The organism is Bifidobacterium sp. ESL0769, from assembly GCF_029395495.1.
In the GTDB taxonomy this organism is placed as follows: domain Bacteria; phylum Actinomycetota; class Actinomycetes; order Actinomycetales; family Bifidobacteriaceae; genus Bifidobacterium.
Map to the genome: position 1 here is coordinate 138,268 of NZ_CP113918.1, position 24,080 is coordinate 162,347.

At 56.3% G+C, this 24,080-nt stretch carries 13 protein-coding genes and 1 pseudogene; 7 read left to right on the plus strand and 7 right to left on the minus strand.

Annotated features, from left to right (window positions below; all coding sequences use genetic code 11):
* Nucleotides 1–47 precede the first annotated feature (47 nt).
* On the minus strand, nucleotides 48–827 hold the full coding sequence (locus OZX72_RS00485) for a hypothetical protein (RefSeq protein ID WP_277158525.1): 780 nt from the start codon (nucleotides 825–827) through the stop codon (nucleotides 48–50).
* Between the two features lie 454 nt (nucleotides 828–1,281).
* On the opposite strand from OZX72_RS00485, the gene OZX72_RS00490 reads away from it, so the two are divergent.
* Nucleotides 1,282–6,339: an FtsX-like permease family protein gene (locus tag OZX72_RS00490; protein WP_277158526.1), complete on the plus strand. Its 5,058-nt coding sequence runs from the start codon at nucleotides 1,282–1,284 to the stop codon at nucleotides 6,337–6,339.
* Between the two features lie 276 nt (nucleotides 6,340–6,615).
* Here OZX72_RS00490 and OZX72_RS00495 read toward each other — a convergent pair whose 3' ends face one another.
* Nucleotides 6,616–6,966, minus strand: a complete 351-nt coding sequence (locus OZX72_RS00495; protein ID WP_277158527.1) for a hypothetical protein — start codon at nucleotides 6,964–6,966, stop codon at nucleotides 6,616–6,618.
* 634 nt (nucleotides 6,967–7,600) lie between these two features.
* Here OZX72_RS00495 and ugpC point away from each other — a divergent pair.
* Both ugpC and OZX72_RS00505 read left to right on the plus strand, forming a co-directional pair.
* Complete coding sequence (gene ugpC / locus OZX72_RS00500) at nucleotides 7,601–8,728, plus strand: sn-glycerol-3-phosphate ABC transporter ATP-binding protein UgpC (protein ID WP_277158528.1); 1,128 nt, start codon at nucleotides 7,601–7,603, stop codon at nucleotides 8,726–8,728.
* A gap of 359 nt (nucleotides 8,729–9,087) precedes the next feature.
* A pseudogene (locus OZX72_RS00505) lies at nucleotides 9,088–10,452 on the plus strand (DUF4032 domain-containing protein); the annotation flags it as partial.
* A 525-nt stretch (nucleotides 10,453–10,977) separates the two neighbouring features.
* Here OZX72_RS00505 and rlmB read toward each other — a convergent pair.
* Complete coding sequence (rlmB, locus tag OZX72_RS00510) at nucleotides 10,978–11,982, minus strand: 23S rRNA (guanosine(2251)-2'-O)-methyltransferase RlmB (RefSeq protein WP_277158529.1); 1,005 nt, start codon at nucleotides 11,980–11,982, stop codon at nucleotides 10,978–10,980.
* Nucleotides 11,983–12,200: 218 nt separating this feature from the next.
* On the minus strand, nucleotides 12,201–12,782 hold the full coding sequence (gene dcd, locus OZX72_RS00515) for a dCTP deaminase (protein ID WP_277158530.1): 582 nt from the start codon (nucleotides 12,780–12,782) through the stop codon (nucleotides 12,201–12,203).
* Nucleotides 12,783–13,339: 557 nt separating this feature from the next.
* Between dcd and OZX72_RS00520 the strand changes: the two genes are divergently transcribed.
* Nucleotides 13,340–14,011: a hypothetical protein gene (locus tag OZX72_RS00520; RefSeq protein WP_277158531.1), complete on the plus strand. Its 672-nt coding sequence runs from the start codon at nucleotides 13,340–13,342 to the stop codon at nucleotides 14,009–14,011.
* A gap of 79 nt (nucleotides 14,012–14,090) precedes the next feature.
* Nucleotides 14,091–14,909 (plus strand): alpha/beta hydrolase-fold protein, encoded by an 819-nt coding sequence (locus OZX72_RS00525; RefSeq protein ID WP_277158532.1) that lies wholly within the window; start codon nucleotides 14,091–14,093, stop codon nucleotides 14,907–14,909.
* Nucleotides 14,910–15,114: 205 nt separating this feature from the next.
* On the opposite strand, the gene OZX72_RS00530 is transcribed toward OZX72_RS00525, so the two are convergent.
* Entirely contained in the window at nucleotides 15,115–17,193 is a 2,079-nt protein-coding gene (locus OZX72_RS00530) for a Na+/H+ antiporter (protein WP_277158533.1), read from the minus strand.
* A gap of 166 nt (nucleotides 17,194–17,359) precedes the next feature.
* Between OZX72_RS00530 and OZX72_RS00535 the strand changes: the two genes are divergently transcribed.
* The gene (locus tag OZX72_RS00535; protein ID WP_277159435.1) at nucleotides 17,360–17,806 is read left to right on the plus strand and encodes a nucleoside deaminase; all 447 of its coding nucleotides are present in this window, start codon (nucleotides 17,360–17,362) and stop codon (nucleotides 17,804–17,806) included.
* A 7-nt stretch (nucleotides 17,807–17,813) separates the two neighbouring features.
* Here OZX72_RS00535 and OZX72_RS00540 read toward each other — a convergent pair whose 3' ends face one another.
* Nucleotides 17,814–18,581, minus strand: coding sequence for a sulfite exporter TauE/SafE family protein (locus OZX72_RS00540; RefSeq protein ID WP_277159436.1), 768 nt, complete (start codon nucleotides 18,579–18,581; stop codon nucleotides 17,814–17,816).
* A gap of 278 nt (nucleotides 18,582–18,859) precedes the next feature.
* Nucleotides 18,860–20,818: an asparagine synthase (glutamine-hydrolyzing) gene (gene asnB, locus OZX72_RS00545; RefSeq protein WP_277158534.1), complete on the minus strand. Its 1,959-nt coding sequence runs from the start codon at nucleotides 20,816–20,818 to the stop codon at nucleotides 18,860–18,862.
* Nucleotides 20,819–21,149: 331 nt separating this feature from the next.
* Between asnB and otsB the strand changes: the two genes are divergently transcribed.
* A complete protein-coding gene (gene otsB / locus OZX72_RS00550; RefSeq protein ID WP_277158535.1) occupies nucleotides 21,150–23,846 on the plus strand; it encodes a trehalose-phosphatase in 2,697 nt (898 codons plus the stop codon).
* Nucleotides 23,847–24,080 lie beyond the last annotated feature (234 nt).

Sequence of the window (24,080 nt, forward strand, 5' to 3'; positions counted from 1 at the left end):
GAGAAGCCGGCTACATCAGAGAAGCCGGTTGGAATTAAGCAGTCAACTCAGCCAAAGAAGGCAGCCGAGCCGAGGAAGCAAGCCGTAGCTGAGGAATCGTCCGCGTCGAAGAAAGCAGTTGCAGCTAAAAGGTCGGCTGCACCTAAGAAGCTGGCTGTGCCTAAAAATGCGGCCAGGCTCAAGAAGCCGGTTTGGGTAAGGAAATCGGCCGCGCCTGAGAATCCGGTTGAGTTCAGAAAGTCAGCTAGGTCTAAGAAGTCAACTGCTATTAAGAAATCGTCTGCGCCCAATAAGGTAACTGAGCTTAGGAAGCAGCCTGCGCCGAAGAAGCCGACTGAGTCCAGAAAGCCGATTACGCCCGAGAACCCGGGTGAATCTAAGAAACGGGTTGCCGCTAAGAGGTCAGCTGCGAATAAGAAGGCTGAATCTAAGAGGCCAGTCGTATCTGAGAAGAAGGCTGCGCCGAAGAAGTCGGTCAAATCTGGAAAGCCAACCGTATCTAAGAAGTCGGTTGATACCGAAAAACCGACTGTAGTTGAGAAGTCGGCTGAGCCTAAGAAGTCGGCTACAACGAGGAGACCGGCTGGGTCGAATAAAGTGGCTAAGGACCGGAAATCTGTCGTGGCCGAAAAGGCTGTTGAACACGATGAGCCGTCTGTATCTGAGAAGTCGCCAAAGTCTAAGAAGCCGGTTGCGGCCAATAAGTCAACTGAATCTTCAAAGGCGGCTGAGGCAAAAAGGCAGCTAGCTTCTGAAAAGCAGGTAGCATCTAAACCGTCGCCTGAAGCGAAGAAGTTTGTCGAGGTTAAGAAGTCTTCTGAGACCAAGAAGTCCCTTGAAATTAAGAAGTCTGTAGAGCCCAATAAGCCGTCTGTACCGGAAAAGTCGGCTCAACCCGAGCAACCAGCCGTACCGGAGAAACCGGCTGAGCCGAATAAGCAGGCTGAATCTAGGAAGCCAGTCATATCTGAGAAGCCAGCCGTGCCGAATAAGCCGGTTGAATCTAGCAGGCTGTCTGCATCTGGGAAGTCAGTTGAGTCTACGAAGCAGATCGTACTCGGGAATCCAGCCGAGTACGGGAAACCGGTTGGGCCTACGAAGCCAGCTACACCAATCCAGCCTAAAGCCGAATCTCAAGCGGCTCCGGCCATTCTCAATTTGCCCGCTAAAGCTGAACCTACTGGCGGGCCGGATCAAGATTTTTCGGAAACCATCATCTTTCCACCGAAATCGCGAACGGTTGAAAAGCCCGCGCAACCGAAAACGGATGTTGTTCCATTCTTGGAGAATGGTGATTCACAGCCCTCGGAATGGACGGTTGATCTGCGTCAACCCGATGGCAGCAGGAAGAAAACGGAAACAACCGAACAATACAATGTAAGGATTTCGCTGCGGCATGCGCTGGAGCAGCAACAGCAGGAGCAACGCGCTCGAAAAGCGCAGCAGGAGCACCGGGCACAGCGCCTGCAGCGAGAGCAACAATTCGGGCAGCCGCAGCGGCCCACGCAAGCCGCGCAGGTTCAGTCGCAACAGCAGCCGACGAAGTCTAGACAGCAGCAGGAATCCACACCGGCGCAGCCGAACAAGCCGAAGGTGTCGCAGAAGCAATGGTTGGAAGAGCTCGGGAAGCCTCAGGAAATCTCAGAAATTCTGCAACAACGGTCGTCCGTACAAAAGCCGCTGCAGCAGCAGAAGCCTGTTCAGCCCAAGCAAGTGGCTCAGGTCCAGTCGCAGCAGGCATTGGCACGGAAGTCACTGCAGCAGCAGAAGCCGAATGGACCGCAGCAACAACCTGCGCAGCCTTGGCAAATTGCGCAGGTTCAGCCGCAGCAGTCTGAGCAAATTCAGCCCCAGCCTCCTCAGCAGCAACAGCTAAGGAAATCTCAGCAAACTGCGAAGTGGGAGCATCACGCACAGCCGCAAAAGTTGCAGCAACCTCAGCCAGCCGAGCAGGTTGAAAAGCAACCGGTGCCTGTGCACAAGCCGGAGTCGTCGCAGCAGCAACCGTTGCAACAAGAGCAGGAGTCTAGGCAGCCTGAGCAAATCGCGAAGGTTCAGCCGCAACAGCAGCCTCAAAAACTCGAAAAACAGGAGCAAAAACAGCAGCCGCAAGAAAGTCCGAAGAGTCAGAAGCCACAGCCACGTAAGGAACTTCAGGGGACTAAGCAGATTCAGCCTGAGCAATCGCCAAAGCCGCAGTCTGAGGAATCTCCGGAAGCCGAGCAGGTTCAGCCTCAGAAGCAGGAGTCTTCACAGACCCAGAAGTCGCAGGGAGAAAAGGAAGCAAAACCGCTGCCGGTGTCGGAACGGAACCAGCAGTCGCGGAAAAAGCAAAAAGGCAAGAAACCACAGCAGCCCGGGCAATCTCTGCAAACCGTGCAGGCGAAGTCGCAAAAATCGCAAAAGACATCTGAGAAAAAGGCATCGAAGCAGCAGAAGTCGCAAAAGGCGCAGCAGGCGCCAGTGCAGCAGAAGCAGCAGTCGGAGGAAAGCCCGAAAGTCCAAAAGCCGCAGCATCAAGCGGCTCCACAGAAGCAGCTGCCTCGGGAAACCCCGAAAGAGCAGGAGTCTACGCAGCCTCAGCAAGCGGAGGAAGTGCAGCCGCAACAGAAGCAGGAGTTGCCAGAACAGCAAGAGGTAGCGCAGAAGCAGCAGTCGAAGCAGGAACCGCAAAAACCACAACCAGTATCGGCACAGGAGAAGAGGCAGCCGGAGGAAAGCCCAAAGGCTCAGGAGTCTACGCAGCCTGAGCAAGCCGCAGAGGTGCAGCCACAGGTTAGTGACTCTGAGCAAACGGAGCAGAGTCAGCTGGAGCAGGCGCAAGAGCAGGAGCCGTCGTCGGGGCTGGAAGAGATGACGGAAGAGCTTGAGCAGCCTCAGCAAGATGTCGCACAGCCGGCATTGCAACAGGTTCATGCCACGCATACGTGGGCAGAATACGACCCGTGGGCATCTACCGGTGGTGAGGTTGCCGGTGGCGGGACGGCCGATTCGGTTCCGCTGCCTAAGCCTCGCCATGGTCTTCCTCATTTCGAGGCCCCGCAAGCCATGCCGCTGCCTCAGCCGCAGCAGGTTCAGCAATCCGGTCAAACTCAGCAGTCGCCGCAAACGCAAGCTCAGCAATCCAATCAAGATCAACAGGCTCAGCCTCAGCAGCCAGGCGAAACCCGGCAATTGCCGCAGGTAGAGCCGCAGGCGGAACAGGTTCAGACTCAACCGGAGCAGGCTGAGCTGTCTGATCAAACTTTGCTGTCTGACCGGACTCTGCTATCGTCCCTCTCTGGCCAGCCTCAGCAATTGCCGCAAGCAGAGCCACAACCGGAGCAGGTACAGCCTCAGCCGGAGCAGTCTCAGCAATCGTCGCAGATTCAACCCCTGCAGCCAGCCCAAACCCAGTCCCGGCAGTTGTCGCAAACGCAGCAGTCCGATCAAACCCAACCGCAGCAGCCAGCCCAAACCCAGCAATTGTCACAGCCGCAAGCGCTCCAATCCCAGCCGCAGCCCGAGCTGCCGCCGGTGCGCGCCTCGCATACGTGGGCGGAATACGATCCATGGGCCTCAAGCGGCGGTGAAATCGCCGGCGGCGTGGTTCCGCTGCCTCGCCCCAAGCGCGTCTCGCGGTTCTCCCGGCGCTCCCATTCCTCCTCAGAGCTCGGTGCCGTTCCTTCTTCCGCATCGCAATCCAGCGGCGGAAGTGGGTCCGCAACCAAGGCCCCCGTCTTCAGACGCCATTCGCAGAGCTGGGAAGATCTCCAATTCAGCGGCGCGCACAAGATGTCGCACCGCATGCTCTGCAGGGACACCCGCCGCTCGCTGGGCAAGTCACTGGGCCGCTTCATCGCGATTGTCTGTATGGTCGCGCTCGGTTCGTTTGTCCTCGTCGGTCTCAATGTCACTGGGCCGGAAATGCGCAGCACGGCCGACCAGTATTTCGAGCAGCATCAGCTTGCCGATCTTACGGTGATGAGCAAAACTGGTCTCGACTATTCCCAGATGAGAGCGATAAAACATACTCCCGGCGTCAGCAAAGTCGAATATGGCTTCTTTAAGGATGTTGCAGTCAACCAACGCGACGAAAGCATACGCATCCTCTCGACGACACCAAGCATCTCCACCTACTCCTTGCGCAGCGGTTCCATGCCAAAACGTGCCGGTGAAATCGCCATCGATGCCAAGGAAGCCCAAAAGCACCCGGTAGGTTCCACCATCACCTTCCTCGAGAAACCCGGCGTGGACGGCGAAATGATGCTCAGGAGCGACGAATTCAAAGTGACCGGTGTCGTCGATTCCGTGGAAATCATCGGTAGCGTCAATCGAGGTCTTTCGGATTCGGGCTCGGGCTCGCTTGACGGCTATGGCGTGGTCGTTCCGCAATCCTTCGCTTCGACGCCCTACAATATCGCAAGACTGCGCTGCAAGGCTCTCGATGATATGACGAACCATGTTTCCAGTGATTACGACAAGAAGGCCCGGCAGGAAAAGGATCTGCTCTCTGATTCGCTTGAGGATTCCGATGGTGGCCTCTCTCTGCCTTCGCTCGCTCCGCCTTACGCAGGTTCCGCTTCAGGTTCTGCGACCGACCTCGCGCACGGTTCCAAATCCGGTTTTGCTTCCGACTCCACGGTTCCGAGCGACCCGACTTCCGCCCTGCCCACGTACTCCATATATTCAAGGCGTGATGCTCCTGCAGCTTCCGGATATGTCACTTATGATTCTATTTCGACAATCACCGATTCGATTGGCAGCATCTTCCCAATATTTATGTATCTGATTGCCGCGCTGCTGACCTTTACCTCCATGACGCGTTTCGTCGACGAGGAGCGAGTGGGTGCTGGCACGCTCAAGGCGTTCGGCTATTCCGACTGGGATGTGATGAAGAAGTTCGTCGTCTACGGTTTCGTCGCGGGCTTGGTCGGTGGCATCGCCGGTGCCGTGGGCGGGCAGCTGCTGATGCCGAGAATCATCTATTCCGCGTATCGTCTCGGTTTCGACGTGCCGCCGGCGCATCTGCAGGTCGGGGTGGTGGCCACTTTGGTCGCGCTTGTCCTTGCGTTCGCGGCCACTGTGCTGCCCGCTTACATTGCGGCCCATCGACAGCTCAAGGAAAAAACGAGCGCACTGCTCGCGCCAAAACCTCCGAAAGGAGGGGCTTCCATCGCTTTGGAGAAGGTCGGGTGGTTCTGGGACAAGCTTAATTTCAAGAACAAGATTACCTTGCGCAACATTTTCCGTTATAAGACCCGTACCATCACCACGATAATCGGTGTGGCCGGTGCGGTCGCCATGCTGGTGGCCGGTGTCGGGGTGCTGCGTTCGGTTGATTCAATCAATGGTCTGCAATACGGTAATGTCATACAATATGATCTCATCGCGGCACATAACGACCGCGTCCCGAAAGCCCAGGAAAAGCAGATATCCGAGGAATTGCAAAGCAGTGACGTCAAGCGGTACGCTCCGATTCGCTATGAGAAAAGCACTATGGATGCCGGCCCGCACCGTAACAAACAAAGTTTGACGGTTATCGCATCCAAAAATTCCGCGTCGTTTAACGGTTACGTCGACCTTCATGAGAGAGCCAGCGGCCGCCACCTCAATCTGGATAATTATGGTGCCGTGATTTCCGAGAGGCTTGCGGACCTCAACAATGTCAAGGTCGGCGACAACATCACGATTCAGGATTCTGCCGGGCATAACCGCGTGGTTCCTGTCAGCGGGATATGCGAGATGTATTTCGGGCATTTCGTCTTCATGAATGCCCAATCATACGAGAAAATATTCCATCAGGATTACTTGCCGAATGCCGACATGGTCAGTCTGAAAGACCGCAGTCCCGCCAATGGCAAGCACGAGGCGGCCAGGTTCATGGCGCTCGATGGCATCACGCAGGTTGCGCAGAATTCGCTGCTCCTCAATCAGACGGATATGCTCCTGCGCGCGCTGAACCTGTTGATGAAGGCGTTGATTGTGATCTCGGTGCTGCTTTGCATCGTCATTCTTTATAACCTGAACAATCTTGATATTTCGGAACGCAGACGGGAGCTTGGCACCATCAAGGTTCTTGGGTATTACAATCGCGAGGCCACGATGTATGTCTACCGCGGAACCCTTGCGCTGACACTCATCGGCATCGTGCTGGGCGCGGGGGTCGGCATCCTGCTGCATCGACGCATCATTGACATGATCGCGCCGGAAACGATGATGTTCAACCCGCGCCTTACCGTTGGACAATTCGTGTTCCCGATACTGCTGATTGCGACGGTTACATTCCTCTTGGCTTTCTATGTGGCGGCAAGCGTCGCGAGGGTCAACATGCTCAAGGTGCTGCACGCCAAGGACTGAAGAGACGGAACGGCTCCTTATATAGGGAGATTCCTTATATATAAGGAGCCGTTTCAGCGGGAGGTTTTCGGTTTTCTTTTCGTCGGAGCCGTTCGTCTTTTCGGGATCATTTCTTCGTTGAAACGGCGAAGCTCCGGTGTGGAGACTTTTGGTCCCTTCCCGTCGAAGCTATGTTCTCGTCAAGACGGTTTGCCGTTTCTGGGCCACTTCGTCTTTTTCGGGCGACGTTCGCTAGAGATTGGCGTGGCTTAAGTATCGGGAGTTCCGGGCTTTCTTTCAGGCGACGCTGACGCTGTTGAGCGGTGCTGCGGCGCCTTCGCTACTGCGACGCACGATTTCCTCCGCGAGGGATTCGATGCTGCACAGCCTCAGCGAGTTGCTGCCGCGCACGCCGGAAGCTTCGTCGGTGCTCAGCACTCCGGTGTCCACCAAAGCGTTAATCGGGTTGATGCTGTAGCTGCGGGCGATGGTGATGATCTCGTTGGTCGTCAGTTCGTCGCACTGGAAGCGCTTGTAAAGCGTCGCGTATGGGATGTGGGTGCGCCTAGCGATGCTGTTGATGGAATCGTCGTGGGTGATTCTGCGCAGCCAGTTGATTTGCTTGCTTTGTGTATTTGTTTTTGTCATGTTCTTATTTTCTGATAATAACGTAAAAAAAGTAAGACCTCAAAAATAGTGATTACGTTTGACGTTGACGTGCATTGCGTTAAATCATGTTTACGACATTTTCCTGATGGCGATATGTGTCGCGATAATAATCGTATAACCCAACTGATAGATAGTCTTACTGTTACTTGTGTTACGAAAAATATATCAATGATATATGGGTAATAAAATTAAGTAAATTTTTTGAAAAGTGTAGTGTAAAAACACTGTCAAAAGTTTACGTCAAACATTTTCTAAAAATTTTTAAAAAAAATTATTAAAAAAGAATAACGTGTTGACTTTTCATTGACAGCATAAAAATAATCCCGCTTTTATGCTGTTTTTGTCGCTATTCTTCGTGATTTCGCGGCCATGTCAAGTGGCGGTTGCAATTCTGCGTCAAGCATGTGCGTTTTTAGGTGTGTTGTTGCGATATTTTGCTACCGACCGTGTATAGTGGGCCTTGAGCTCAAGGGGGAGGAACCCCGGAAGGCTCCACTCATAATGGAATGAAAAGTGCGGAAGTTCGCTTGCCGAAGTTGGCTCGCGGGTGGATGCAAAACCCCTTCACTACGGATCGTTCGGCACGTACCTGCCGATGAAAGGAATATTAATTATGGCAAAAGTCGTATTTGACCATGTCACTCGTATCTACCCGGGCAATACGGAGCCCTCGGTATCCGATCTCTCACTTGACATCAAAGATGGTGAATTCCTCGTGCTCGTCGGCCCTTCTGGCTGCGGCAAGTCAACGACCCTGCGTATGCTCGCGGGCCTCGAGGAAGTCAACAAGGGCAAGATTTTCATTGGCGATAAGGACGTCACCACGATGCAGCCGAAAGACCGCGATATCGCCATGGTCTTCCAGAACTACGCACTGTATCCACACATGACCGTTGCCGACAACATGGGCTTCGCCCTGAAGATCGCCGGCGTTCCGAAGGCTGAGATTCGTCAGCGCGTCGAAGAGGCCGCCAAGGTCCTCGATCTGACCGAATTCCTCGACCGCAAGCCGAAGGCGCTTTCCGGTGGTCAGCGTCAGCGTGTCGCCATGGGCCGCGCAATCGTTCGTAAGCCTAAGGTCTTCCTGATGGATGAGCCGCTTTCCAACTTGGATGCAAAGCTCCGTGTGCAGACCCGTACGCAGATTGCCGCTCTGCAGCGTCAGCTCGGCGTCACCACCCTTTACGTCACCCACGATCAGACCGAGGCTCTGACGATGGGCGACCGCATCGCCGTCATCAAGCTGGGCATCCTCCAGCAGGTCGGCGCTCCTACCGATCTTTATGACAAGCCGCAGAACGTCTTCGTCGCAGGCTTCATCGGCTCGCCTTCCATGAACATCAACACCCACCCGGTCGTTGACGGCAGGGCGAAGATCGGCAGCGATACCATCGAACTCGACAAGGACGCCGTCGCCAAGCTGACTCCGGAAGACAAGGGCCGCATCGTCGTCGGCTTCCGTCCTGAGGATGCTTCGCTTGCCACGGCTGATGATCCGAACGCCTTCGCGCTGAAGGTCGCGAACGTCGAGGATCTCGGCTCCGACGGCTACATCTACGGCGACATCGTCACCGATGGTTCCGCAGCCGAGTCCACCGCCACGATGTCCGACCAGAACAAGCTGACCACGATTCGTGTGAACCCGCGCCAGCTGCCGAAGGTCGGCGACACCGTCAAGATCAAGATCGATCCGTCCAAGATGCACCTGTTCTCCCCGGCCACCGAGCTGCGCCTGAACTGATTGCTTTTCAGCGTTTTACATCGATTGAACGAGGCCTGTACATTCATGTGTGGGCCTCGTTTCGTGTCCCTAGGCTGGATTTGGCTCCGAGATATCGGGATGCCGGCGGATTCGCAACGCTCATTGTGAGATAAGCGTCGTGAATCTGCTGCTAGTGGTTGTTGGTAGGTGGTTCGTGACGCTAATGCAGGGTTTAGCGTCGTGAATCTGCTGCTAGTGGTTGTTGGTGGTCGATTTGCGACATAAGTGACGGGTTTAAGCGTCGTAAACCCGCTGCTATCTCTGATGCAGGTCTGTGCACCGCACATTATCAGTGGCTGAAGGGTGAACTATCCCACGCGGGCGGTAGATTGAGAAGTATGGAAATAAGTGGTGGGATGCAAGGAATGCAAATGGACCCGCGAGCGTTGAAGGCGACGTCGGTGACGGCTGCGGAGGCTAGCGATGAGGATGTCGCCGAGCCGCACGCTCTGCAGATCACTGCCGCGAGCTCGAACCCGAAAATGTTCACCCTGCCGTGGGAGAAACCGCTCGCAACCTGGCCCAAGGAATTGCTGGCGAACTTGCCGCGAGGCATCTCCCGACACGTCGTGCGTTTCGTGCACGTTGGCGACGAGATCTACGCGATGAAGGAGATTACCAGCCGTGTGGCCGCGCACGAATACGAGCTGCTGCGCCGTCTGCAGAAGCTTGAGCTGCCAACCGTCACGCCGATTGCCGTGGTTACCGGCCGGCACACACGCGAAGGCGAACCGTTGGAATCTATTCTGGTGACCAAGCAGCTCAAATTCTCGCTGCCCTACCGCGCGCTCTTCGCCGGCAATTTGCGGCCGGACACCGCCGATCGTTTGATTGACGCACTCGCCGTGCTCATGGTGCGCCTGCATCTTTCCGGCTTCTATTGGGGCGATGTCTCGCTTTCCAACGTCCTCTTCCTGCGCGATGCCGACGCGTTCTCGGCGTTCCTGGTCGACGCGGAAACCGGTGCGCTCTACACAACCCTTACCGAGGGCCAGCGCAACTACGACATGGATTTGGCCCGTACCAATATCATCGGCGAGCTGATGGATCTGAGTTCCGGCAAGCTGTTGCCCGACGAGGTCGATGAGGTCGAGGTCGGCAACCGACTCATCGAGCGCTACGATTCGCTGTGGGGTGCGCTGACCAATCAGGAGGACTTCAGCCCCGACGAGATGTGGAAGATTGAGAAGCGTGTCAACAAGCTTAATGACTTGGGCTTCGACGTCGACGAGCTCGAAGTCAAAACCGCCGACGACGGCAAGCGCGTGCTGGTGCGGCCGCGCGTGGTCGACGCCGGTTATGCTTCTCGCAAGCTGCTGCGGCTTACGGGCCTTGATGTGCAGGAGAACCAGGCACGCCGTCTTTTGAACGATTTGGACGCCTACCGCGCCTCGACTTGGCGTGACGGCGAGGAGCTGGAAATCGTGGCGACCGACTGGATGCGTGAGGTATTCGAGCCGGTCGTGCGCATGATTCCCAAGGAGTACCGTTCCAAGATCGAGCCGGCGCAGTTCTTCCACGAGGTTTTGCAGAACCGTTGGTTTATGGCCGAAAAGGCTGGGCACGACGTGTCCACGGCTGTCGCCGCGAGCGATTATATCAAGCACAATCTGCCCCAATACAATATCGATTCGAAGGCGCTCGCCGAAATCAACGCCGATGCGGATTCAGGTGTGGTCGACGACAGTTCGACCTATGACGAGGTTCCAGGTGAAGAATCGGACGAAGAAAATGCCAATGCTGCCGACACCGTGGCTGCTGACAACGACGACGTCGACAGCATCGGTCGCGGCGATTATGCCAATTTAGGTGACGGATTGGGCAATCTTGGTGTTACGCAAACCACTGGTAACGATTTCAATCTCGACACCGATTCGGACGTTCCCGAAGATATCTGGCCCACTCAACCTGACTCGGCCACGATTGCTACTCGTAAAACGAGCGCCGGCGCCGGTCCTCACTTGCAGGTCGATACGGCTGCGAAAAATGCGGATTCAGCGGCGAATAATGTTGACGAAACCGACACCGATCGCGACACTAGCAACGGCTTCGGCGCTGACGATGACGACGATGGCTATGATCCAGCAGAATACGATCAAGATGCCGCTGTTTGGAGCCATTGAAAATTTCTAGATTGAGATATGAAAAATCTCCCATTGGAATTGTTTCATGGGAGATTTTTCATATGCGGATTATGTTGTCAATCCGATAGAGGTCATTCCTGCCAGTTATTCGGCATTATCGGCCTTTTCTCCGGCTTTGCTGCGGGCACAGGCGACGGCATAAAGGCTGATGCCGGCCGCCACGGAGGCGTTGAGTGACTCGACTTCGCTGGAAATCGGGATGCCGGCGATGGAATCGCAGGCCTCGCGCACCAGGCGGCTCAGGCCCTTGCCTTCCGAACCCAGCACGACGACCAACGGGTCGGTCTCGAAGCCGCTTTCGCCGACGATGGCGTCGCCACCGCCGTCAAGTCCGACCACGTAGTAGCCACGTTCCTTGAGCGCTTCGATGGCTTTAGTCAGGTTGACCACGCGGGCGACGGGCAGGTGGGCGGCAGCTCCGGCCGAAACCTTCCAAGCCGCGGCATTGACTGAAGCCGAGCGTCGTTCCGGCAAAATGACACCGTTGGCGCCGAACGCCGCCGCCGAACGGATGACAGCACCGAGGTTCTGCGGGTCGGTGACCCCATCAAGCGCGATAAAGAGCGGACGGGCGTTGATACGGGCGCTTTGTGAATCGGCCTCTTCCATCGCATGCGACTTCTTATCTGCACGATCAGCCAGCTCCGCCAGCGTGTGGTACTGGTAGGGCTGCACCTTAAGAATGATGCCTTGATGGTTGCGCGAGTGGGCGATCCGATCCATCTCTAGCCGGTCAGCCTCGAGTAGGTTGAGTCCCTGCATGCCGGCGAGTTTCACGATTTCGCGGGTACGGTCGTCGTGCTCGATGCGATTGGCGATGTATAGCTGTGTGCTTGGCACGCCAACTCGCAGCGCCTCCAGCACCGCGTTGCGGCCGACCACTAGATCGTCGGAATCGGAAGTGTATCTTGCCGCGCGACGACGTGCCGCCAGTCGTGGATCGGCGAAGCGGCGCTTCTCATTCTGCTGTTTCGCGCGATATGCCTTGTGATAGACGCGGTCCTCAGCCTTGGGCGTCGGCCCCCGGCCTCTCAGCGCGTTACGATGTTTTCCGCCCGATCCTTTGACCGGGCCCTTCTTGTTAGCCATACTCCCAATTGTCCCAGCACCCCGCGCCAACCTTTCATGCCGAGGACAATCCGTGAGAAAAGCACTAAAAATGCCCTGAAAAGGTGCTTTTCGCCTCAGTGAATGCTGATTCCAGTGAGAAAAGCACTGTTATGCGGCGATTTTGGTGCTTTTCTCACTGGTTAGCGCGATGATGATAGCAAGGGGTGGCGGAACGGCGAGCATTGCCGTATCCGACTTCAGTCCTCGATTTCGGCCTTGTAGAAGTTGACGTACGAGCGCGACGGAGTGGGGCCGCGCTGGCCCTGATAGTGCGAGCCGACGCCGGTCGAACCGTACGGGTGCGCTGCGGGAGAGCTCAGCTCGAAGAAGCACATCTGCCCGATTTTCATGCCCGGCCAGAGCTTCACCGGCAGCGTGCTGACGTTCGAAAGTTCGAGCGTAATGTGGCCTTCGAAGCCTGGGTCGATGAAACCGGCGGTGGAATGGGTGAGAATGCCGAGACGCCCGAGCGAGCTTTTACCCTCAAGACGCGCGGCCATGGTGCCGTCAAGCTTGACGTATTCCCACGTGGAGGCCAGCGCGAATTCACCGGGGTGCATGATCCACGGTTCGTCCGGCCCCACCTCGAACTGCTCGGTCAGGTCGCCTTGATTCTCTGCCGGATCGACGTAAGTGTACGCGTGATTATTGAAAAGCCTGAAATACCGGTCAAGCCGCACGTCGATCGAGGCGGGTTGCACCATTTCGGGCGTCCATGGATCCAGTGAGATATGTCCGTCGGCCTGGGCGGCGAGGATGTCGCGATCGGACAGCAGCATAGGTTCCTCCAAATGTCGGGTTCCTGCCGGCGTTCGGTATGACGCGGTTGCGAAAATTTGCGTCCAGCCAGCGCGGCAATTGCGTGTTCTGCTATCAGTGTAGACGTTGCGGCGGTCTGATGCCTGCGAATGGCGCAGGACGCGGCATTTTTCCTCGAAATCGGCCATTAAAACCTAAAAATAGGCAAAATAGTCGCAATTTTCAGGTAATTTTCAGCTAATCCGATTCTTGCGCCAAGGATTGTGTAGTTATATAAGAGTTGTCAGCAAGAGCTGACCGGTGATCTTGAAATTTGGATTTTCCGATAACTGAACCCTTTCTTCTTCTCTCTTCTCTTCCCCGGTGCGTTCTAGCACCGGGGTTTCTCTTTTCTTACGGGTTCTACGCGTTCTGCGCGGGATATCGAGTGTGCGGCATGTTGGTCTCGTGCGAGGTAGACTTAAAACCGACGGTTCATTTCGGAAGGCGGTTGATTTCACAGGCTCGTTTTTCAGTCGTGGATTGCAAATATCGCATACGGATTACATACGGATTCGGGCAGACGGGACAAAGCATTATGAAAGAGGATTCCGACCAGCGCAGCAATCAGGTCAGTGTTCCGCGCCCTCAGGCCCGCAATGGTTCCCACTCCGGCAATGCCCACGAATACAATGTCAACGAATTGCGACGTCAGAATCCCGAGTCGCAGCGTAAAGCCCGGCGTCACAAGTCCTTCGTTATCAGCGCGATCGTTGTTATCGTCGTTGTCATTTTGATTGTCGCAGTGCTGCTGATATCGCTCAAAACGCTTAAGCACAATACGAGCCCAGCAAATGGAACCGCAACGACCACGACGGTTCAAGGCAAGACCAAGGCCCCGGAAGGCGATGCCAACCAAATGAAGCAGGGCATCGAACAGGTCGCCGGAACGTGTTCAAGCGGATGGATGGATATCGACCTTTCCAGCGAGCTTCCGGGTGCTTCAGCCGCGTCGTTCTGCGGTTCGACACAGGTTGCGTTCATCACCTTCCAGACGAAGGCCGCGGCCTCGATGGACGGCGACATGGTGCGCTCGCAGGCGCCTAACCTCATCAGCCAATATGCCGGCAGCAAAGTGGACGAGAAGGATTTACGCGTGCTGAGTAGCGGCCTGTGGATGGCCGCCGGCAAGACCGACGCGATGAAAGCCTTACAGCAGCAGTGGGGCGGCAAGCTGGAGGAACTTGGCTCCGGCGATTCCGGCGAATAGTTTTATTCCATGTGGCTATCTCGAATCTGCCAGTGAACATTTTCGGCCGCGGTGAAGCCTGCCGCTTATCATGGTGTCTATGAGCGACGAAGCAGTGAACAGCGAACATTCCGGCGAACCAAGCGATCCGAACGGGGAAAATAGCGGGAACAACGGGAACGGCCTGATTGGCCGCGAATCCGACGCCATTCCCGGCCGCTTTGGTGAGCCGATGGAGATTTCCCACGTGGTCTATTCCCGAGGTGGCGGCAAGGCGCGTCCAACGCGGCCCATGTTCCTGTGTTTGCACGGCTGGGGTTCTAATGAGCAGGATCTGGCGCAGATGATGCGCTACGTCGCCCCCGGCAATGATTACGTTTCGTTGCGTGCGCCGCTGGTGTTGCAGGCCGAGGGGCCGGGGGAGTTCGGCAGCGGTTCCGGCGCGTATAGCTGGTTCCATGACGGTGTGCCTACTGGTGAGGACTTGGACAGAGACATTTTTGCGGCGGCCACTGCGGTCGACAACTGGGTCGGCGATCATATCGACCCTGACCGCGAGCTGGTGCCGATTGGGTTCTCGCAGGGTGCGGCGCTCGCGATTCATCTTTTGCGGGTGCATCCCGAGCGTTACCGCGCGGTCGCTGCACTTTCCGGCTTTGTGGCACCAGGTCAGGTGCCCGGCACGGCTCCGGCAGACGATCGGCTTGCGGATATGGAAAAGCCGGTTTTCTACGGTTACGGCGATCGCGACAACGTGCTGCCGAAGTACGAGATTTTTGGTGCGACTGCTTGGCTTGAGGAGCATACGTGGCTGACGGTGAAGAACTATCACCAGCTCGACCATGCCGTGAGCCCGGCGGAGTTCACTGACCTCACCCAATGGCTTCTCCTCAACAACATCTCGTCCGGCGTCGTCTGATTAGAGTTCCGCCTTGGCATTGGCTTACTGTGTGCTGAGCCGTTAATCGCCTATTAGGAATTTAAGCACGTTTTCGCGCGATTTTTATGCTTAAAATGCGTTCGAACGGTTCCATGAGGAATTTAAGCGCAATTTTGCCCGTTTTTTATGCTTAAATTCCTATTTACAGTTGAAATGAGCGCAGCTGGGGAATCAGATACCCTATTTACAATTCAGCTTCCGCGTCGACCTGCATCACATACACGTTCCTGCGCAGATGTTTCGCCTGATTACGCGTAATCTCCCCGGAATCGAGCATGTCCTGAATCACGCCGAGTTCGATGGAGTAGCTTTCGTGCTTGATCTCGTCAATTTGCGGAGCGGCCTTCGCTGCGGCTGCGACGTCCTTCCGACTTCGTAGCTCGGCCCGTGCACGCTGGTAGTCGCGTAGCAGCAGTGTGCAGTATTCGGACTTGTAGGTGTCGCCGCGCATTTCCTCATAAAGCCGGTTGATGACATGGTCGATGGCGTCGATTTGCGTGGCTCGCAGATAATAGTAAATTTCATTCTCATTGAGCATCGGCGCGGTACGGCGGAACTTGTTATTGGCTCGACGTGCGAGCGTTGTAATCTGGCGCCTCAGCGCATGTACGCGCCCGCGGATTTGCGAAACCGCGCGATGGTGCGTCTTCTTATCGGCGGTATGCCGCAACGTGTTCATGATTTGGTCGAGCATGCGTTCGCATGCTTCGATTTGTAGCTGCCGGTTGTGCTCGTTCATCTGGGTGTCGGCCTGCGTGTCCTCGAGACGTTGACGCACATAGTCTTTCTCCCAGTGCAACGCGTCGATCTGCAGCGTTTCGAATTCCTCGACGTTGAAGCTGCTGATGCGCTGGCGCAGACGGGTGATGCGGTTGTTGTAGGAATCGATAACTGGCAGAATGACGCGGCGGTTGTCGTCGGTGACGCGGTCCGAAAGCTCTTGTATGGTACGCGTGAGCTCTTCGATGGTGATTTCTGTAAGTTTTTCGGATTCCTTGGCATCGTCCTTGGCCGGCGCGAGCAGAGGCAGCATGAAATTGGCCAGCAGCAACGTCAAAACGATAACCCCGGAAGCGATGAAAATGAGTTCGTTGCGCATCGGGAAGGCATCGCCGGATGCGACGGAATAAGGGATGGTGAACATCAACGCGAGAGTGATGGTGCCTTTCGGCCCACCGAATGTCATCACTGCGGCGTCGCGCAAAGAACGTCGCTTCAAAGTAATACGTTTACCGGTTTCGGGGTCGCGCGTGGGTGCCGCGATAAGCCAGACCCACAGGAAACGAATGGCGATGGCAACGAGCGTAACCAGCAAAATAATGCTGACCAGTGCAGTATTGCTGACATTGTGGTCGTTCCAGCTCGCGAGCATCGCATCCGGCAGCTGCATGCCGAGCAGGATGAACACGGTGCCGTTCAAGACGAACGAAAGCACGGTCCACACGCTGTTTGAGACGATATTGGTGCGGGCGACGTTGGGCCTGCCGGTGCCGTTGCGGTCGAAATGGACGGTCAGGCCGAACGTGACCACGGCGAGAATGCCGGAAATGTGCAGCTCTTCAGCACCCAAGAAGACGAGGAACGGCAGGAACAATTCCATCAGAATCCTGGTGGTCATCGTTTCCCAGCCCAGTTGGCGTGCCAGCGTAAAGATCCAGTTGGCGAGGAAGCCCGCCAGGATACCGACAATGATGCCACCGAAGAACGAGAGCAGGAAATCCTTGGTGGCGCTGGCCATCGAGAAGGAGCCGGTGACCGCAGCCAGAATCGAGAACTGGAAGCCGATGACGCCGGAAGCGTCGTTGAACAGCGATTCGCCGGTCAGTATGCCGGATTGTTCCTTGGTAAACGAGGCTTCGCTGGAAAGTGAGGACACGGCCACCGCGTCGGTCGGCCCGAGCGCCGCACCCAACGCGAACGCCGCCGCCAGAGGAATAACGGGCCATACGGCGTGCAGCATAAATCCGACCACGGCCATGGTTCCCAACGCCAGGCCAATCGCCATGGGCAGCGAGAATTTCAACGTTTTGAAGAGCATCCGCTTGTCGATTTCGTGCGCTTCGACGTAGAGCAGGGGCGCGATGAACAGCACCATGAACAGTTCCGGGTCAAGCTTGACGTGCGGGAACGCAGGGAGGAAGGCGAGGGCCACGCCCAGTGCAATTTGGACGAGCGGGGTCGATATTCGCGGAATGAACCGGCTGATGAACGATGAGAGCACGACGGCCCCCAGGATGCAGAGGATCAGCTCGAAAATTGCCACGGATTATCAATTCCTTTCTTGTAGGCTTCGTTGCGTTTTGCTTGTTGGTTCGGAGATTTCAAAGATTTCGGACACTATCTATATTCACTATATCGAATCGTTATTTCGACATTATGCCTCAAGCTTTGCGGACAGCTTTTAGACTGGAAACATGGACACTGCGAGTATGCATTATGCGATGGGTGAGGCGCTGGATCTGGCGCGAGAGGCCACGGACGCGGGCGAAGTCCCGGTGGGGGCTCTCGTGCTCGACGCTGACGGCAGGATTATCGGCCGCGGCCGCAACCGACGCGAGGTCGACGGTGACCCGCTTGCTCATGCCGAGGTAATGGCGATGCGCGATGCGGCGCAATCTCGTAAGAATGCTTGGAATCTCGCCGATTGTACACTGGTGGTCACGCTTGAGCCGTGTCCGATGTGTGCCGGTGCGGCGCTGCAGACCCACATCGGCCGCATCGTGTTCGGCGCGTGGGACGCGAAACTTGGCGCGTGCGGTTCGGTTTGGGACATTCCGCGCGATCCACATGTCGGCGCTCGCCCCGAAGTCATTGGAGGAGTACGTGAGCCAGAATGTGCGGATTTGCTGGCCAAGTTCTTTGCTGTCAAACGTTGACTGTTGATTACTTATTCGGCAGCTTCGGTCCGATGCCGGGCGTGATCTTCAAAGCCGTCCAAGCGGAACGCAGCAGAATGATGAAGAGATAGGCTGCGAGCAGGTACGAGCCCACTTTTGCCGAAACGAACGCAGCGACCCAAGCCCCCAGCGGTGTGCCGCAAGCCGCTGCAATGCCAATGATGAGGCCGTTCTTGAGGTGTACCAGCCCGCGTTTCCAATTGGCGATGGTGCCGGTGATGGCACTGGGGAACATGGCCAGCAGCGAGGTGCCGCGCGCGATCAGGTCGCTCGCGCCGAACAGCAGCGAAAGCGCCGGCACGGTGACGGCCCCGCCGCCGATACCAAGCAGCGCCGAAAGCATGCCGATGAGGATGCCGAGCAGCACGAGCAGAATGCCCTTGATGACGGTCAGGTGAATGCTCGAGTTGCGGGAAGGCGTCAGAATGAGCTGGCTGACCACGACAAACGCCAGAAATGCGACGAAGAACCAGCGCAGGAACACTTCGGAAAGCCGTGAAAGCAGCCAGCTGCCGATTTGAGAGCCGATAATGGTGCCGACCACCATCAGCAGTGCCGCGATCCAGTCGACATGCCCGCTCATTGCGTAGGAAATCACGCCGGAAATCGAAAGCGGGATAATCGCCGCGAGCGAGGTTGCCGCCGCGTGCCGCTGGGTCATGCCGAGCCATACCAAAGCCGGCACGATAATTGAACCGCCTCCGATGCCGAACAGTCCCGAGAAGAAACCGGCGATCAGCCCGACCACAATCATGATGATGATTTGCTCCACCGGCCCGCGCGTAACAGGGGTTTCTTCATCGACTTCTGTTTTCGTCGCTTGCGCGTCCTTTGCCTGTTCGCTCATATCCATCCTTCACATTTGCGTGCCGTGCCGAATGGCATGCGCGCTGTTATGAGGCAATGATAATTCGAAAATAAAAATTTCCCACATACCCGTTAAGTATGTGGGAAATTTCGTTGGGAACGGCTCCGCGAACTATGCAGCAGCCAGGCCATTCATACCAACTATGTCAGTTGCTATACAGGCTGCTATACGAGTACGCCTTCATCCATGAATTCCTGCACGTCCGGCTGCAAATGTTCGTAGCGCTCGCGAGTTTCCTCGAAATCGACGAAGAAGAGTTTGTACCAGGTCAGGAACGTGAAGATGTTCCAGATTTGGCGACGTGCGTCCACTTTGCCGTCGAAGTTATCCTGCAAGAGCGTCAGAATTCGGTCCTGCTCGAAGAACTGAGCAACCCAATCCTCCGAGAACAGCGCCCGCACTTGGGAGCAGTACTTCTCCTCGCGCAGCCAGCTTTTGATTGGCACCGGGAAGCCGAGCTTGGGGCGCTTAGCCCAATCCTTCGGCAGATGCCTTGCGGCGGCCTTGCGGAAGATGTCCTTGGAATCGTGGCTATTCAGCAGCTTCGAGGAGGGGATGGTGTTGGCGAGCTCGGCCACCTCGCGGTCGAGATACGGCACGCGCAGCTCGAGCGAATGAGCCATCGAGATCTTGTCGGCCTTCTGTAGGATGTCGCTCAACATGAAGTGGTGCAGATCGATATATTGCATCTGCTTGACTTCTTCGGCATCGGCGACCTTGTCGAAATCCTCCTGATAGATGCCGTTGACGGTCAAGTTGTTCCGATATTCCGGCTGCAAAACGTCGTTGGCCTGCGACGAAGTGAAGATCGAAGGCTGGTCCATGTCGTAGACCCACGCTTGGCCGTTGTAATAGTCGCGTGGCTTGGCGGCCTGGGTATAGAGCTGGGTCTTGCCCGGGAAGTCCGGCATTTTCTTGATGGCGCCGGCGATACCGCGTCGCATACCGTCGGGCAGCTTGTGGATATCGGCCGCGATGGCACGAATCGTCTTGTTCTTGGTATGCACACCGTAATTGATATAGCCGGCGAACAGTTCGTCTGCGCCTTCACCGGAAAGCACGACGGTCACTTTCTTGCGCGCGAGCCTGCAGAGATACCACAGCGGAATCACGGAAGGGTTCGCGTCCGGTTCGTCCAAGTGATATTGCATCTCGGCGAAGTCTCGGAACGCCTCGTCACCCTTCACGCTGGTCTGGTTGAAATGCAGGCCCTCGTGCTCCGCGAGTTGCTTGGCCACGCTGGCCTCGTCGAACGGACCTTCGTCGAAGTTGATACTGAACACCTCTTCAGGCTTCAAAATAGTGGTCACATAGCTGGAATCCACGCCTTCGGAAAGGAAAGCCCCCACTGGCACGTCGGCGATATGATGTGCTTCGACGGATTCCTCGACGGTCTTGTCGATTTCGTCGATGGTCTCTTCGTCGCTGCGCTGGTAATCGATGTCGTAGTGTGCGTCCCAATATTCGTGAATGTCGAGCTTGTCGTCCTTATATTCGAACCAATGGCCGGCCGGAAAGCGGTAAACGCCCTTGAAGAACGTCTCTTTGAGGTCGTTGTACTGGTTCATCAGGAACGGCTTTACGGCCTTCTCGTTGAGTTCCTTCTTGAAGTTCGGATGCACGAGGAACGACTTGATCTCCGAGCCGATGATGAACGTGCCGTCTTCGTGGTAGTAGTAAAGCGGCTTGATGCCGAAGAAGTCGCGAGCGCCGAACATGGCCTTTTTGTTGTCGTCCCAGATGAGGAAGGCGAACATGCCGCGCACTCGGCCGAGCAAGCCTTCCATGCCCCACTCCTCGTAGCCGTGCAGCAGTACTTCGGTGTCGGCTTCGGTGCGGAAAGTGTGCCCGGCCGCCAGCAGTTCTTTGCGCAGGCTCTTGTAGTTGTAGATCTCGCCGTTGAAGGTGATGAGGATGGATTCGTCCTCGTTGAAGATCGGCTGCTTGCCGCCCTTGAGGTCGATGACGCTCAAACGCCGGAATCCCATGGCCACCTGGTCGTTCGTGTAGTATCCGCTGCCTTTGACGTTGGGCCCGCGATGCTGAATCATCTTCATCATCGATTGGATTGTCAAGTCCTTATCGAGCACGCTTTTATCGCAGAAAGCAACTATTCCGCACATGTGTCCTCCTCTGGGTTATCTCGCATATCGTAGCCCATACCCGTGTCTTGTATTCGCCGTCGGCTTCGGTGAATTTTCCGTTTTGTTACGTACGCTGAGTCGGCCAATCTAGTAATGAACAAACCCGGCGGAAGTCAAAATTTCCCAAATTATTCAATTGGGTATCTCTTTATAAAATATCTAGTTAAATATTCTCACCGTTCCGCCTTTATACAAACGGCTCTCGCGTATGGCGTTTGTGAGCTAGAATACATATATAGACAATGCCTGTGTAAAGGCGAGCCCGAATTTGCGTTTCGCATACAACGGTTCCAGCGACGAAGGAGTATTTATGGCACGTTTGATTATCGTATCCAATAGGCTTCCGGTTTCACTGCATGCCAAGCCGGACGGCACTTACGCAATGAAGCAAAGCATCGGTGGTCTTGCCACGGCAATCGGCCCGTACCACAAGTCCCACAACGATTGCCTTTGGGTCGGCTGGAGCAGTATCGATCCCGAGACGTGCCCGAAAGATGAAATCAAAAAGGTCAGCGAGGAATTCAAGAGTCGTCGTTGCATCCCGATTTTCCTGACCCAAAGGGAAATTGACGGATACTACGCCGGTTATGCCAACGATACGCTTTGGCCGTTGTTCCACGATTTTGCGCACGAGGCCACGTTCGATTCGTCCACGTGGAAGGTCTACCAAGAGGTCAACCAGAAATTCGCTGACGCCATTATCGAGTTCGTCAATCCCGATGACACCGTATGGATTCAGGATTATCACCTTATGCTGCTGCCGGCCATGCTGCGTTCCCGCTTCCCGAAGCTCAAGATCGGCTGGTTCCTTCACATTCCATTCCCAAGCCCCGAGATCTTCCATCAGCTTCCGAACGGCAAAGACCTGCTCGAAGGCCTGATGGGCGCGGATTTGCTAGGCTTCCACACCGAAGATTTCTGCGTGAACTTCCTTGCCTCGGTTCGTGCTCTTCTGGGCCTCGAGGTCGATAAGGACGGCCGCATTCCTGTCGGGCAAGGTACTTCGCAACGTTTCGTCACCGTCGACGCCTTCCCCATCGGCATCGATTACGGTCTCTACCGCCGCAACGCCCACTCCAGTCTCGCGCAGGCCATGCGCCACGGCATCGAGGCCGTCAGCGGCAAGCGCACCAGGCGCGTGAGCACCTCCCTTACCGCAGAATCCGAAGCTGCGGCCGAGGCCAGCGACCAGGAGGAAAACTGGTGGAGTGCCCATACCGGCGACGAGCTGCCCGAAGTCGAGCTGGCCCAGTCCGCTGCGGCCAAACGCGGCACTGAAGACAACAAGGTGGTCGTTTCCGTCGATCGCCTCGATTACACGAAGGGTCTTCCGGAGCGTCTGCGCGCTTTTGACCTGATGCTGAGCCGTTACCCGGAGTGGGTCGGCCACGTCACGTATTACCTTTTGGCCACCCCCACGCGTGAGGACGTCGAAACCTACCGCAAGCTCAAAGATCAGGTCGACCAGCTGGTCGGCGAGATCAATGGCAAATATTCGCTGCTTTCCTGGACTCCTATTCATTACATCACCCGTTCTCTGCCCATCAAGCCCGTTTGCGGTATCTACACTGCCGGCGATGTCGCGCTGGTCACGCCGCTTCGCGACGGCATGAATTTGGTCGCCAAGGAATACCTTGCCGCTCGCGATGGCCGTGACGGCGCACTGGTGCTTTCCGACGAGTGTGGCGCCGCCCGCGAGCTGACGGACGCGTTTATCGTCAATCCTTACGACACAGAGGCGGTCTGCGAGGCTTTGCATTCGGCCTTGGAAATTGGTTCTGATGAAGCCAAACGTCGCAACGCGGCTATGCAGGCCAGGCTCAAGTATCGCACCGCCGGCCTGTGGAGCGCCGAGTTCCTGAGCACGCTGCGCCAGGTCAGCGACCCGCGCATGGCCGACCGTCGCTTGCAAAGCGTTCAGCGAGATCATTTGGTCCACGAGTGGGGTCAGTCAAAGCGCAAGCTGGTGCTGTGCGATTACGACGGCACGCTGACCCAGATCGTCCGTACGCCCGGCCGTGCCAAGCCGACTCATCGGTTGCTTGATTTGCTGCGTGAGGTCGGTTCCATTCCCGATGTGGATTTGTATCTGGTTTCCGGCCGCACCCGCGAGACGATGGACGAGTGGTTCGGTTGCCTGCCGATTGGTTTGATTGCCGAGCATGGTGCTTGGCACACCAAGCCGATTGAGGGAACTACCGCCAAAAATGCGGATGGCAGGACTATTGCCCCGAAGCGTTACTGGCGGCGTGCCGACGGTCTTCCTGACCCTGACGAATGGCGTCCGATCATCGAGACCATTATGAACAAGTCCGTCTCCCGCGTTCCGCAGTCGTTCATCGAATACAAGTCCACGGATTTGGCATGGCATTATCGTATGAGCGATCAGAAGCTTGCTCAGGAGCAGCGTGAGCGTTTGGTCGACGAGCTGCAGAAAGTCTGCCCGCAGTATGGTCTGATGGTCATGCGCAACGCCAAGGTCATCGAGGTTTGCCCGGCCAATGTCAGCAAGGGCGAGGCCGTGAAGCCGTTGCTGGAAAGCGGCCGCTACGATTTCGTGCTTGCGCTGGGCGACGATACTACTGACGAAACGATGTTTGCTTCGGTTTCCGGTTGCGCTTCCGCCCGTGATAAGGCCGATACGCACGATGTCGATAACGCCGGTGTGGTCAAAATGGTCGATTCCACGGAGGCGACCGCCACGGTTGACGGGTCGGGTGCTGAATCCGGTGCCTCGAAGTCGGTCAAGAAGCCTGCCATGCCTTCCGCCGCATGGACTATTAAGGTCGGAGCCGGAGATACCAACGCCCGTTCGCGCATCGCCACCCCGACCGACACGGGCCGCTTGCTGGGCTACTTGGTCGCCGAGTCCGAGGCCGTCGCCGCCGGCACCGGTCCTGTTCCAAAGGACAAGCCGAAGTCCAAGTCCAAGGCCAAGCGAGCCTCCAAGTCGAAGACTTCTGCCAAGGCCAAGTCTGCTTCCAAGACCAAGAAAGCATCTAAATAATCCAGATAATTTTTCAGTGCAAATGCCTATTACGGTCTCATAAGATTGTGATAGGCATTTCCTTGTCTCGGCCAAGATTAGGAAAGCGGCAGCATGATTCTTGATGATATTGATTGGGTGGGGGGAAATACGCGAGTGGTTGAAAAGTGGACGATAATGCGTGATGCAGAGTTTGCGATCTAGTTCGAAAACTTGTGGACCCGCATTCGCATTCTGGGACATCGCATCGGCCGC

Excerpts from the sequence above, each read along its gene's own strand:
- OZX72_RS00495 (WP_277158527.1), bottom strand. The coding sequence starts at position 6,966 with ATGACAAAAACAAATACACAAAGCAAGCAAATCAACTGGCTGCGCAGA.
- ugpC (WP_277158528.1), top strand. The coding sequence starts at position 7,601 with ATGGCAAAAGTCGTATTTGACCATGTCACTCGTATCTACCCGGGCAAT.
- rlmB (WP_277158529.1), bottom strand. The coding sequence starts at position 11,982 with ATGGCTAACAAGAAGGGCCCGGTCAAAGGATCGGGCGGAAAACATCGT.
- dcd (WP_277158530.1), bottom strand. The coding sequence starts at position 12,782 with ATGCTGCTGTCCGATCGCGACATCCTCGCCGCCCAGGCCGACGGACAT.
- OZX72_RS00520 (WP_277158531.1), top strand. The coding sequence starts at position 13,340 with ATGAAAGAGGATTCCGACCAGCGCAGCAATCAGGTCAGTGTTCCGCGC.
- OZX72_RS00525 (WP_277158532.1), top strand. The coding sequence starts at position 14,091 with ATGAGCGACGAAGCAGTGAACAGCGAACATTCCGGCGAACCAAGCGAT.
- OZX72_RS00535 (WP_277159435.1), top strand. The coding sequence starts at position 17,360 with ATGCATTATGCGATGGGTGAGGCGCTGGATCTGGCGCGAGAGGCCACG.
- OZX72_RS00540 (WP_277159436.1), bottom strand. The coding sequence starts at position 18,581 with ATGATTGTGGTCGGGCTGATCGCCGGTTTCTTCTCGGGACTGTTCGGC.
- asnB (WP_277158534.1), bottom strand. The coding sequence starts at position 20,818 with ATGTGCGGAATAGTTGCTTTCTGCGATAAAAGCGTGCTCGATAAGGAC.
- otsB (WP_277158535.1), top strand. The coding sequence starts at position 21,150 with ATGGCACGTTTGATTATCGTATCCAATAGGCTTCCGGTTTCACTGCAT.